Annotated in this window: 10 protein-coding genes; 4 read left to right on the forward strand and 6 right to left on the reverse strand. The window is 38.5% G+C overall.

Annotated features, from left to right (window positions below):
• Window positions 1–5: 5 nt before the first annotated feature.
• The gene (locus ACFIJL_RS02680) at window positions 6–896 is read right to left on the reverse strand and encodes a DUF6421 family protein (protein WP_375622374.1); all 891 of its coding nucleotides are present in this window, start codon (window positions 894–896) and stop codon (window positions 6–8) included.
• Window positions 883–1,194 carry a prephenate dehydratase domain-containing protein gene (locus ACFIJL_RS02685; RefSeq protein ID WP_375611511.1) on the reverse strand — a complete coding sequence of 104 codons (312 nt, stop codon included), beginning with the start codon at window positions 1,192–1,194 and terminating at the stop codon, window positions 883–885. The genes ACFIJL_RS02680 and ACFIJL_RS02685 overlap by 14 nt, the downstream gene beginning before the upstream one ends.
• 896 nt (window positions 1,195–2,090) lie before the next feature.
• Between ACFIJL_RS02685 and ACFIJL_RS02690 the strand changes: the two genes are divergently transcribed.
• Window positions 2,091–2,873: an ATP12 family chaperone protein gene (locus ACFIJL_RS02690; protein ID WP_375622375.1), complete on the forward strand. Its 783-nt coding sequence runs from the start codon at window positions 2,091–2,093 to the stop codon at window positions 2,871–2,873.
• A gap of 30 nt (window positions 2,874–2,903) precedes the next feature.
• Here ACFIJL_RS02690 and ACFIJL_RS02695 read toward each other — a convergent pair whose 3' ends face one another.
• The 3 genes from ACFIJL_RS02695 to ACFIJL_RS02705 all read right to left on the reverse strand — a co-directional run bounded on the left by ACFIJL_RS02695 (window position 2,904) and on the right by ACFIJL_RS02705 (window position 5,412).
• Window positions 2,904–3,449 carry a hypothetical protein gene (locus ACFIJL_RS02695; protein ID WP_375622376.1) on the reverse strand — a complete coding sequence of 182 codons (546 nt, stop codon included), beginning with the start codon at window positions 3,447–3,449 and terminating at the stop codon, window positions 2,904–2,906.
• Window positions 3,450–3,604: 155 nt separating this feature from the next.
• Complete coding sequence (glnA, locus tag ACFIJL_RS02700) at window positions 3,605–5,014, reverse strand: type I glutamate--ammonia ligase (protein ID WP_375622377.1); 1,410 nt, start codon at window positions 5,012–5,014, stop codon at window positions 3,605–3,607.
• Between the two features lie 59 nt (window positions 5,015–5,073).
• Entirely contained in the window at window positions 5,074–5,412 is a 339-nt protein-coding gene (locus ACFIJL_RS02705; RefSeq protein WP_375606671.1) for a P-II family nitrogen regulator, read from the reverse strand.
• Between the two features lie 583 nt (window positions 5,413–5,995).
• On the opposite strand from ACFIJL_RS02705, the gene ACFIJL_RS02710 reads away from it, so the two are divergent.
• Entirely contained in the window at window positions 5,996–6,367 is a 372-nt protein-coding gene (locus tag ACFIJL_RS02710; protein ID WP_375622378.1) for a hypothetical protein, read from the forward strand.
• A 106-nt stretch (window positions 6,368–6,473) separates the two neighbouring features.
• On the opposite strand, the gene uvrA is transcribed toward ACFIJL_RS02710, so the two are convergent.
• Window positions 6,474–9,389 carry an excinuclease ABC subunit UvrA gene (uvrA, locus tag ACFIJL_RS02715; RefSeq protein WP_375622379.1) on the reverse strand — a complete coding sequence of 972 codons (2,916 nt, stop codon included), beginning with the start codon at window positions 9,387–9,389 and terminating at the stop codon, window positions 6,474–6,476.
• A 330-nt stretch (window positions 9,390–9,719) separates the two neighbouring features.
• Between uvrA and ssb the strand changes: the two genes are divergently transcribed.
• Both ssb and gyrA read left to right on the forward strand, forming a co-directional pair.
• Window positions 9,720–10,226 (forward strand): single-stranded DNA-binding protein, encoded by a 507-nt coding sequence (gene ssb, locus ACFIJL_RS02720; protein ID WP_375622380.1) that lies wholly within the window; start codon window positions 9,720–9,722, stop codon window positions 10,224–10,226.
• Window positions 10,227–10,456: 230 nt separating this feature from the next.
• Window positions 10,457–13,240: a DNA gyrase subunit A gene (gene gyrA, locus ACFIJL_RS02725; RefSeq protein ID WP_375622381.1), complete on the forward strand. Its 2,784-nt coding sequence runs from the start codon at window positions 10,457–10,459 to the stop codon at window positions 13,238–13,240.
• The last annotated feature ends 22 nt before the right edge of the window (window positions 13,241–13,262 follow it).

Genomic DNA, 13,262 nt, shown 5'->3' on the forward strand with positions numbered 1-13,262 from the left:
TTTGGCTAACGAAATATGCGTTTTAATAGAACAAATTCAGTTGTTTCTTTCCAAAATTTTGGATGATTTTGTAGCATAATACGCACTGTAATTAAATCAACTTTAGTTTCTTCTAGAAGACCTGTAAACCAATTTAATTTTATATACAGATTTTTATCCAATGGCCGCGGTCCGGTATGATGTGCATAGTCATGATAATAGCCCCACAAACAGCGAGCATCGTAAATGTCTTCTTTAGATAAGTTACGACTATGCAATTGACCGAACAGGAATTTACTATCTCGACCGAGTAAACGTTCAGCTTCCACAATTGTTTGCTTGTTGTAAATATCAAAGAATTTACTGAAAAAAAACAAAGCAAATGCTTGCTTATCAATTTTTTGAGCAGCTGCTACAGATTCTGGGAATAGAACAATGCAATTGCCTTCTAAAAAACCTCTTGATGCTATTCCCATTTTTATACATTGAAATGGTGATACATAATTATTTGTATATTTTGAGGCGTCAGCAAGATAGGCCGTTTCATGACGATATCCTGTAACTAATTCCAGCCGGAATCCTTCTGGATCAGGTCCATTTGTTGCACGCATTGGAGCCAAGAAAAACAAGGGCGCATCTGGTAATGGGGCTTTGAAAGCAGCCAAAGTGTTATCAAATTTAGGAGGGGTCGTTAAACCGCTGATCATCCACTGATGAAGATCATCAGAAGTGGTCGCTAAAAGTTTTGGAGATAATCCGTCAAGAATATTGGCATGGTGGTTCAGCAGAGTGATCAATTCATTGATCATATTATTATCTGCTGAAGTTGGTTCTTTAATGCTCCCATCTCGTTCTTGGCGCATACGGAATTTGTCAACCAAGTTAACAATGGAAAGAAGCGCTTCAGATTTTTTCATGATGAGTTGACTTTAGTGAGTGGAGCAAAAAGGCCATTGGCACTTGTCCAAAATTTTCGACAATACTCAGCCTATAGCGATTTGCCGCAACCGATGTTGTGATACAAGCATCTGCTTTTTCAGCCTTACAAAGAACGGCTGCATCAGCATTGCTGTTGGCAAATACTTTGTCATATTGATGAGCTACCAGAGATTGCGGGGCAGGATGAGACGCTATGGTTTTAATTTCATCAGCGTTATTGCGTTTAGCTAAAACCATAGAGTGAGTAGGCATGATAAAGCTGTCAAATAATTGCATATCACCTAAACGGGTAAATATGAGTGTATGCAAATCAGGGTAAGCAGCACAACTTAAGAGATAAGCATCTTTTTTTTGAGCAAGTTCATTAAATGCTTCTTCAAGAGTTGCGTATTATATAATACGGGATCTCGAGTCAGTGGACAAAATATTTTTATTGTGATTGTCAAGCCACCACTGTGTTGCTGCTGCACAGTTAGTATCTGCAGGGCCAAGTGTATAGATAAAAGCATTATTTTCAGATTACATAATCTCTATTCTTTTAATTATGCGACTAAATTTAAATTAGTGTGATATGATAGAGTATATCAAGAACAATGCGTTAAGTAATTTAGTGCTTTATAAAATAATGTATATATGAAAGAAAATTTACAATTATAATTTTGTCTGTTCATTATTCTATCATGCCGTAAAACAGCGTCTTTTAGGGGAGTAATTGAGCAGAAAAATTCTATGCAGGGTATTTATTGGATATGTTAGAGAATTATTGAAATGGTTAAGCGAAGGTGAATGACACGTAAACCGTACTGCTCTATCATTTTTTGGATGAGCAGCGTTTTTGAATCTGTTCATATTGATAATACTATTGTAGGTGAATAATAAGCAAATTGGTAAGGCATGAACATCTTTGCCATAAAACTCAATATGTTTAACTTCTTAATTAAGATAATACTTTTAGAAATTGTTTTACTATTATGATTGTATTAAATATATAAAAGGCAATCATCATTGTCTTGTTTGTAAAAGAAACATGAAATATAACTCTTAAATCAGATTGAGATTGGTAAGATTTTTTTCTTCTTTGGAATCGTTAAGAAGGTCAGATTAAACCTTATTCAAGCTACAGAACCTAAAGAAACAGTCGTTTTTTTTGAAAAGATCAGAGGTAAACAAATATGCGTGAGATTTTGGATCATGTTGATATGCCATTGAATAAGAAGAGTTCTGTTCAAAAGGTTCAAAATCTTTCATTCCAATCACACCCAAAACGGTTTTATAAGCAAGTGAAGATCGCTTGTGAGGAGGGCGGCTTTACGATTTTGTTGGATGAACGTCCTGTAAAAACGCCCGCAAGGCGTCATTTTCATGTGCCAACAGAAGTGTTTGCTGAATATGTTGCTCAGGAATTTGAGAACCAAAAGCACGTTGTTGATCCTGCAAAAATGCCGATGACGCGTTTGGTTAATACTGTTATTGATGGTATCGCTGATGATATGCAGGCGGTTTTTGAAGATTTATTGCGTTTCGTTGCATGTGATATGATCTTTTATCGTGCACAGACACCTAAAGAGTTGGTGCAAAAACAATCTGCACAATGGGATCCTTTATTAGATTGGGCTGAAGAAAAATTGGGTGCACGGTTTTATTTGACAGAAGGGCTGATGCATGTGGAACAATCACCAGAAGCACTTCAAGCTGTGAGTCATTATTTACGAAGCGTTGAGTCTGCTTATATGCTTGCTGCACTTCATATGATGACAACATTAACGGGATCTGCTCTCATTGCTCTTGCTGTTGCTGCGGGAAACATTGATGCTGATCATGCTTGGTCTATTGCCCATTTAGATGAAGATTGGATGATGGAACAATGGGGAATAGATAAAGAAACAATCGCACGTCGTGCTCATAAAAAAGTTGAATTTAAGGCTGCTGCTACAATTGTTACAACTTGTTTATAAGATTTTTTTGTTTCCTTGTGCTTTTTCTCATTACAGTATTTTTGTGATTTTTTGAGGATTGGTTTTTACTTTTTCAAGTCCAGGAAATATTTCATTGGTTATGTTTAAGATTGCTTCGTCATTACCACGGATAAAATACCATTGGTTATTTTGAAGAAGGGCAATAATTTCAGTTTGAATAGAGCATTTTTTTCCAGAACTTGTTGTGGTTACAAGCTCTACGGGTATAACAAAATAAGGGGTACCATTATCAAGGGTACCTTCACGTTTTTGTTTTTGATCAATGTTGATCGTTTCAATCTTGTAACTTTCTGCCAACTGTTCTATTTGGCTTTTCATGATTTGTCTAAATTGTGATTTACTGAGATTTTTCTGGGCAGTTAAGCGGTTGATGACTTGGGGAGGGATAGCATTTAAGATGGTATTTGCATCGGCATTTTTAAGTGCTTCACTATAAGCAGATGTTGCTTGTTCAAGGGTTATGAGTTTTTGGTTTGTAATCGTATGTGCTTGAGTTGTTGATGTGATAAAGACATTGCATAAAAGAACGGGAACGAGAAAATAAATTCGCGGCATTAGAAACCTTGTTAATTCATTTGAAGAGATTCAACACATTATAAAGGAAAAGCAGATGAGCAGAAAGCCTCTTGTGCTTTTGCATGAGAAGAATATCCACAAAAATGGAGGCTTTTGCCTCCATTTTAAATACCAAAAGAGTGCGTATTGATTGTTTAAACGGAATAGTACATATCAAATTCAATAGGATGAGGCGTTGTTTCGTAGCGCAAAACTTCTTGCATCTTTATTTGAATGAAGGAATTAATCTGATCATCATCAAAAACATCGCCAGCTTTAAGAAAGCCACGATCTTTGTCGAGTGCTTCAAGTGCTTCACGCAAACTTCTTGAAACGGTAGGGATGTCTTTGAGTTCTTTTAAGGGAAGATCATAAAGGTCTTTATCCATAGCATGTCCAGGGTGAATTTTGTTTTTGATACCGTCAAGACCAGCCATTAAGAGAGCGGAAAATGCCAAATAGGGATTGGCTGTTGGGTCTGGAAAACGTACTTCTACACGTTTTGAGTTTGGTGAGGAACTCATTGGAATACGGCAAGATGCGGAACGATTACGTGCAGAATAGGCAAGAAGAACAGGAGCTTCATAACCAGGAACCAAACGTTTATAGGAGTTTGTGGATGGGTTGGTAAAAGCATTTATTGCTTTTGCGTGCTTAATAACACCACCGATAAAAAACAGACAGGTTTCTGATAGTCCGGCATATTCATTTCCTGCAAAAATGGGTTTGCCATCTTTCCAAATGGAGAAGTGAACATGCATTCCTGACCCATTATCACCAAAAACTGGTTTTGGCATGAAGGTTGCTGTTTTTCCATAACTGTTTGCTATTTGATGCACGACATATTTAAAAATTTGCATCTTGTCAGCCTCGCGAACAAGTGTATCAAAACGAATACCCAATTCATGTTGGCCTGCTGCTACTTCGTGATGGTGTTTTTCGACCTGTACCCCCATATCTTTGAGTGCTGTGAGCATTTCAGAACGCATATCTTGGCAAGAATCAATCGGCGGAACAGGAAGGTAACCTCCCTTCATTCGTGGGCGATGTCCTAGATTGCCTGTTTCATATTCCATATCATCATTAGAAGGAAGTTCACTTGAATCGAGTTTAAATCCTGTGTTGTAAGGGTCTGTTTTATAGCGCACATCATCAAAGATAAAAAACTCCGCTTCTGGACCTACATTGATTGTATCTCCAATGCCTAAAGATTTCATATAAACTTCGGCCCTTTTGGCGATAGAACGAGGATCTCTACGATAAAACTCTCCAGAGACAGGATCAAGTACGTCACAAAATATGACTAAAGTAGATTGAGCAAAAAAAGGATCAATATGTGCTGTTCCAGGATCTGGCATTAAAACCATGTCAGATTCATTAATTGTTTTCCAACCAGCAATTGAAGAACCATCAAACATGACACCATCACTAAAAGTATCCTCGCTGATCTCTGCGATATCCATTGTAATGTGATGCAATTTTCCTCGTGGATCAGTAAAACGTAAATCAACAAAACGGATTTCGTTGTCTGTAATCTGTTTGATAATATCTGATGCGGTTGTCATATTCAATTTCCTTAATGTGACGTTGAGGTAGATAAAAAAGTGAATTTTCTCGTTATTTATTAAAGAGCATCGATACCGGTTTCGTCCGTGCCTATACGAATTGCATCATCAATGGAAAAGACAAATATTTTTCCATCTCCTATATGTTTGGTTTGAGCTGCTTTACGTATTGCATCAACAGTTTGTTCTAGTTTGTCATCGGACACGACAATTTCGATCTTTACTTTAGGTAGAAAGTCAACAACATATTTCGTGCCACGATAAAGTTCTGTATGTTCCCTTTGACGACCAAAACCTTTCGCTTCTGTTACTGTAATACCATGTAATCCAATTTTTTGAAGCGCTTCTTTCACTTCATCAAGTTTGAAAGGTTTTATAATGGCTTCAATTTTTTTCATGCTGAAATTATCTCCAACGTTATTTTGTCTTTTTAGACTGCATCACATTATATTGGCAACTGTAAGATGTCCAACAGATAGTTTGTGCACAAAAAGTCATAAATGATGACACTATATACTCTTGGAGGAGAACTTTTTTGTATAATAAAGTGAAATATTATTGTTTTGGAAAAAGCTTACTATCCTTGTAAACGAATCAAAATAATATAATAAGAGTATTTGGTTTCTTTTTTGTTATATAATGCCTTTATTTATAACAATAATTAGACGTTTCCCATATTGAGTGAGGAATTCTAATAACGTAAGATTTTCTCATTTTAGATCTTCTTATAGTAAATCAATCAAATTATATCTTTGTTTATCAAGAGATACGAGCGTGTGGATAAAAATATTTGAAAAAATGACTAAAAATGCCTTTTATGAAAGCTTTCGATAACCAAAGGTTGTTGCAATATTAAAGGGTATGGATGGGACAATATTGGAAAAGAGTGTGATGATGCCGATTACGCTCCTTCATAGATGATGGTGTATAATAATCAATTTCCCATTCTCGGGTGATGTCGTGAAATGGGCTTAGGGAGTGTTGAGAAATATTTCTTTGAAACAGATGTGTGAATTGGCAACGCAAATATATTCCGTTTGGGGTGTTGTGTCCCTTCGTGAGGAATGTAATCCTATTAAAGAATGCGATAAACAAAAGCGTGAAGCAATGCGCAATCTTCATTATTTAAACAATATTGCTGCGGATGCTTTTGAAAGCCGTCAAGATGAATTAAAAGAAGATGTTAAATATGGGAATTGGGTTATACCCTTAAAACTTCGTATTCTGCCAAAATTAGGCTGTCTGGTCGTTTCAGCTATAAACAAAACAGAGAATAAATATGCAATTATGCGCGCATTCTTATTTGGCAATACGACAACTGAAACAGCTTATAAAGCGCTAAATTGTTTTTAGTCTTTGCTTCAAACATGTTGCACCACTGGAATTAGGTGTTGGTTTACAAGTAATAATAAAAGTACAGGCTTTGTTAGTATGCTGTATTTTACAATGGAAAGCGTTTCTAAGAATTGGAATTATAAAGAGATGGGCGCAGTAAAACATCTTTTAGAAATTTTCCCGTATAAGAAGCGGGAACCTTAATGATGTCTTCAGGGCGTCCAATTGCAACAATTTCACCACCGCGATCTCCACCTTCTGGTCCCAAATCAATAATCCAGTCGGCTGTCTTTATAACATCAAGGTTATGTTCAATGACGATGACTGTGTTACCTTGCTCGACTAGTTCATGAAGCACTTCAAGAAGTTTGGAAATATCGTGAAAATGTAAACCTGTTGTCGGTTCATCCAAAATATAGAGTGTACGTCCCGTTGTTTTACGAGAAAGTTCTTTCGCAAGTTTTACACGTTGTGCTTCCCCACCAGAAAGTGTGGTTGCTTGCTGTCCTACTTTTATGTAACCCAATCCTACTTTAATGAGAGTTTCCATTTTATTATGAATAGCGGGAATAGCTTGGAAAAATTCCTCTGCCTTTTCAATTGTCATATCCAAAATATCGGCTATAGACTGTCCTTTGAATTTTATTTCTAGTGTTTCTCGGTTATAGCGTTTTCCTTTACAGACATCGCAAGTAACATAGACATCAGGTAAAAAGTGCATTTCAATTTTGATGACTCCATCGCCTTGACATGCTTCGCAGCGTCCTCCTTTAACATTAAATGAAAAACGCCCAGCTTTATAACCGCGCGCTTTTGATTCTGGAAGATCGGCAAACCACTCACGAATTGGTGTAAAAGCGCCTGTATAGGTTGCGGGATTAGAGCGTGGAGTGCGTCCAATAGGGGATTGGTTGATATCGATGACTTTATCAAGAAATTCTAACCCTTCAATTTTATCATAGCTGGCGGGGCTGTGATGAGAGCCCATGATATGATGTGATGCTGCTTTGAAAAGCGTTTCAATAAGAAATGTTGATTTTCCTCCTCCAGAAACACCGGTTATGCATGTGAATGTTCCAAGAGGAATGTTCGCATTGATATTTTTGAGGTTATTGCCTTTTGCGCCAATGACTTTAAGTGTTTTCGTTTTTGATATTTTTCGTCGCTCTGTCGGCATTCTAACAGCCATTTTTCCTGCAAGGTATTGGCCTGTAAGAGAGGCTGAATTTTCTATAATTTCCTGCGGTGTTCCTTGCGCTATGATTTCTCCACCATGAACGCCCGCGGCAGGGCCCATATCGACAACATAGTCTGCTGTGAGGATAGCATCTTCATCATGTTCAACAACAATAACTGTATTGCCAAGATTGCGCAAATGGCGCAGCATTTCCAAAAGGCGTTCATTATCGCGTTGGTGTAAACCGATAGATGGTTCATCTAAAATATAAAGAACGCCTGTAAGACCAGAACCAATTTGGGATGCTAACCGAATGCGTTGGCTTTCTCCCCCTGAAAGTGTTCCTGAATTTCGAGACAAGGTAAGATATTCCAATCCTACATGATTTAAAAAAGCCAAGCGTTCGCGAATTTCTTTTAAAATACGTACGGAGATATTACGTTGTTTTTCTGTGAGATATTGATGAACATTGGCAAACCAATCATCTGCTTTTGAGATGGAAAGATCTGATATTTGCCCAATATGCATTCCATTGATTTTTACAGCAAGTGCTTCTGGTTTTAAACGATAACCATGACAAGCTGGGCAGGGCGAAGAAGACATATAGCGTTCGATTTCTTCTCGAGACCAAGCAGAATCGGTTTCTTTCCAGCGTCTCTCCATATTAGGGATAATTCCTTCAAAAGGTTGGGTCGTTTTATGCGAACCAGAATGATTTTTATAAATAAAAGAAATTTCATCTCTTTTTGTACCGTAGAGAATAGCTTGTTGTGCTTCATTAGAGAGTTCACACCATTGATCTGTGAGTTTGAAACCGTAAGCTTTTCCTAATGCTTCTAAGGTTTGTTTATAGTAAAGTGAATCTGATTTAGCCCAAGGGGCAATGGCGCCATTCTTGAAGGTAAGATTTTTATTGGGCACAATTTTCAGTGGATCTATTGCTTTTTTGATGCCCAGTCCATCGCAGAGAGGACAGGCGCCAAAAGGATTATTGAACGAAAAAAGGCGTGGTTCGATTTCAGGGATAGAGAAACCCGATACAGGGCAGGAAAATTTTTCTGAAAAAATGATCCGTTTGTGTGTATCATTTTTTGATTTATGAGCAGATTCCTTTGTCGTTTCTTTTTGTGTCAAGGGTTGGTCTGCCATTTCAGCAATGGCAAGTCCATTGGCTAGTTGTAAACAGGTTTCTATACTATCAGCCAAGCGAGAGGTGATATCTTTCTGTACAACAATGCGGTCTACCACGACATCGATGTCGTGTTTATATTTTTTATCCAGAGGTGGAATGTCAGGGATTTCATAAAATTTGCCATCAACTTTAGCGCGTTGAAATCCTCTTTTTAAAAGTTCTGTTAGCTCTTTTTTATATTCTCCCTTTCGTCCTCGCACTAAGGGTGCCATAATAAAAATTCGCATTCCTTCTGGTAAGGACATAATTTGATCCACCATTTGGCTTACTGTCTGGCTTTCAATAGGAAGTCCTGTTGCAGGAGAATGAGGAATGCCAATACGAGCAAAGAGAAGGCGCATGTAGTCATGGATTTCAGTAACAGTGCCTACTGTTGAACGAGGATTGCGGCTGGTTGTTTTTTGTTCAATGGAGATAGCTGGAGAGAGACCGTCTATGCGGTCGACATCGGGTTTTTGCATGACTTCCAAAAATTGGCGTGCATAAGCTGAAAGGCTTTCGACATAGCGGCGTTGTCCTTCAGCGTAAATTGTATCAAACGCTAAGGATGATTTCCCTGATCCAGAAAGTCCTGTTATAACGATGAGTTTGTCACGAGGCAGATCAAGATCAATATTTTTAAGATTATGCTCACGTGCACCGCGAATGGAGATATATTTTTGATGAGACATACTTTATCCTTGGCATATGTGGCAAAAATTGAGCACCTAAAATGGAATAAAACTGTTTTTTTAGAATTACAATGTGTTTAACTGCTTTAATGCAAAAGGAAGGTATAAGTTTTGTGAAAAAAATACAAATGAGCAGCTTTTTATTCTCTCGTGGTGGAATAAACTATGTGTTTTTCTCATCTTTTGTTATAATTACACTGAATACAGTATTAGGAAAGGATAGCAATACCCATATTGATGGTCAATTGCGACATGTAAATTGAAGGTCAAGATGGTTATGACTGTTATAGAACAGAGTATTTTACGAATTAAAATTTTGGAGTTTATACGATGGCTGGTAGCCTTAATAAAGTTATTTTGATTGGTAATCTTGGTGCGGATCCTGAAATCCGCCGTTTAAATTCTGGTGATCAAGTGGCAAATCTGCGTATTGCTACTTCAGAAAGTTGGCGCGATCGGAATACAAATGAGCGAAAAGAACGCACTGAGTGGCATAGTATTGTTATTTTTAATGAAAACCTTGTCAAAGTTGCAGAGCAATATTTAAAAAAAGGCAGCAAAATTTATATTGAGGGGCAGTTACAGACACGAAAATGGCAAGATCAAAATGGAAATGACCGTTATACAACAGAGATTGTTTTGCAAAAGTACCGTGGCGAATTACAAATGCTTGATGGGCGGGGAGCTGCGAGCGGGGAGCAAGGAGTAAGTCAAGGCGGGAGTTATAGTGGTGGTTTTGCCGATAGTCATTCAAATCAGAGAAATACTTTTGGTCAAAACAATCATCAATTGGGAGAAAGTTTTTCACACAAATTAGATGATGACGTCCCTTTTTAGGAGTCTTTAAATTGCAGTATTATGATCATTTTATGGTTTGTTTGTTTCAGATTTTTGAAGTTTAGCAAAATAAAAATTGTTCATTATTATTAGTAATTTAAAATATAAATTAATAACATCTTGAAAAATATTGTTAAATTTCTTTTTTGTCATGGGAGAGAAATTAGCATTTTGGTGTATTTTTCGCTATAAATAAAGTGAAATGATTCTTTTTTGAAAGTTTTGAAACTGTGACCGATCTTACTCCACACCCAGAACGTGATGTGCTAACCGGTATTGAACCAATCAGTATTATTGATGAGATGCAACGCTCCTATCTCGATTATGCGATGAGCGTGATTGTTTCACGTGCACTTCCTGATGTCCGTGATGGTCTTAAGCCTGTTCATCGACGTATCCTTCATGCTATGAATGAGATGGGGCTTTCTTTCAATAAGTCGTATCGTAAATCTGCTGGTGTTGTTGGTGAGGTTATGGGGAAATTTCATCCCCATGGTGATGCTTCAATTTACGATGCATTAGTGCGTATGGCGCAGGACTTTTCTTTAAGAAATCCATTAATTGATGGTCAGGGAAATTTTGGTTCCGTTGATGGTGATCCACCTGCGGCCATGCGCTATACTGAGTGTCGTTTAGAAAAAGTTTCAGAAGAACTTTTAGCTGATATTGATAAAGATACTGTTGATTTTCAGGATAATTACGATGGGCGTGAACGTGAACCGGTTGTCTTACCAGCACGTTTTCCTAATCTTTTGGTCAATGGATCCGGTGGAATTGCTGTGGGAATGGCAACTAATATTCCGCCCCATAATCTTGGTGAAATTGTTGATGCGTGTATCGCTTTGATTGATAATCCCGATATCACATTCGATAAAATAATTGAAATCGTTCCTGGTCCAGATTTTCCTACAGGGGGCATTATCCTCGGCCATTCTGGTGTTCGTGCAGCTTATGAAACAGGGCGTGGCTCAATTATTATGCGCGCTAAAGTTGAGATCGAAGAAATTCGCAGTGGTCGACAGGCAATCATTGTGAGTGAGATCCCTTATCAAGTTAATAAGGCAACGATGATTGAGAAAATGGCCGAATTGGTGCGTGATAAACGCATTGAGGGAATCTCTGATTTGCGTGACGAATCGGATCGTGATGGATATCGGGTCGTTATTGAGCTGAAGAAAGATGTTGTTGCGGAAGTTGTTTTAAACCAATTATATCGGTATACGCCGCTACAAACTTCCTTTGGTTGTAATATGGTTGCTTTGAATGGAGGAAAACCCGAACAGATGACGTTGCTTGATATGCTTCGTGCATTTGTTTCTTTTCGGGAAGAAGTCGTCAGTCGGCGAACAAAATATCTTTTGCGTAAAGCGCGTGAACGGGCCCATGTTTTGGTTGGTCTTGCCCTTGCTGTTGCCAATATTGATGAAATTATAGCGCTTATTCGCAAAGCTCCTGATCCGCAGACAGCACGTGCACAGTTAATGGAGCGACGCTGGCCGGCGATGGATGTTGCGCCTTTGATTAAACTTATTGATGATCCTCGTCATATTATTCATGAGGATGGTACTTATAATCTCTCTGAAGAACAGGCGCGTGCTATTTTAGAATTGCGTTTGCAACGATTGACAGCCCTTGGGCGTGATGAAATCGCTGATGAATTGAATAAAATTGGCGTGGATATCGCTGACTATCTTGAGATCTTGGCATCACGCGTACGCATTATGTCTATTGTTAAGGATGAGTTGAGTGCTCTTCGTGAGGAATTTGCAACGCCGCGACGTACCGTATTTGGTTTTGGTAGCGCTGAGATGGAGAGTGAAGATCTGATCGCACCAGAGGATATGGTGGTAACGGTAAGCCATAGTGGTTATATTAAGCGTGTGCCTCTTAATACCTATCGTGCACAGCGACGTGGTGGTAAGGGGCGTTCTGGTATGTCCACGAAGGATGAGGATTTTGTAACGCGGTTGTTTGTGGCCAATACGCATACTCCGGTTCTTTTCTTTTCATCACGTGGGATTGTTTATAAGGAAAAAGTTTGGCGATTGCCGCTGGGGACACCCCAATCGCGTGGGCGGGCTTTGATCAATATGCTTCCTTTACAACAAGGTGAGCGTATTACAACGATTATGCCTTTGCCTGAAGATGAAGCGAGCTGGAGTGCATTAGATATTATGTTTGCGACAACACGTGGGACTGTGCGTCGTAATAAGTTATCAGACTTCGTTCAGGTTAATCGTAATGGTAAAATTGCAATGAAACTTGATGAAGAAGATGAAATTCTTTCTGTCGAAACCTGTACAGAACATGATGATGTTGTTCTAACAACAGCCAATGGACAATGTATCCGTTTTCCAGTTATAGATGTTCGCGTCTTCGCGGGGCGTAATTCTGTGGGGGTTCGTGGTATCAATTTGGCTAAAGGTGATAAAGTCATTTCGATGACAATTTTAGAGCATGTCGAGGCGACGTCCATTGAGCGTTCTGCTTATATTAAACGTGTAATAAATGAACGGCGTGCTTCTGGTGCAGATGCTGATGTTGAAGATGTTATAACTCTTGATGAAGAAGATGGGGGTGCTGAAACAGAGTTAACAGATGAACGTTATGCAGAACTTCATACACGTGAACAAATGCTTTTGACAGTGAGTGAGTTTGGTTATGGTAAACGCTCTTCTTCCTATGAGTTCCGGATTTCGGGACGTGGCGGAAAAGGGATTCGTGCAACAGATCCATCTAAAACAGCTGAAATTGGTAAATTAGTAGCGGCTTTTCCGGTGAAAGCGCAGGATCAAATTATGTTGGTATCAGATGGGGGACAACTTATTCGTGTCCCTGTTGAGGGAATTCGTACTGCTGGGCGCTCAACTAAGGGTGTTACAATTTTTAATACAGCCAAAGGTGAAAGAGTCGTATCGGTTGAACGTATTTCTGAACCTGAAGATGATACGAGTTCATTAGATGATGAAGGTGAGAAGCATTCTGATACAGTTGATATGAGCGAAGAAAAATAATTTTGAAGAGGAAGGAGTAAAG

Source organism: Bartonella sp. TT119HLJHH (genome assembly GCF_042193385.1).
Classification (GTDB): Bacteria; Pseudomonadota; Alphaproteobacteria; order Rhizobiales; family Rhizobiaceae; genus Bartonella.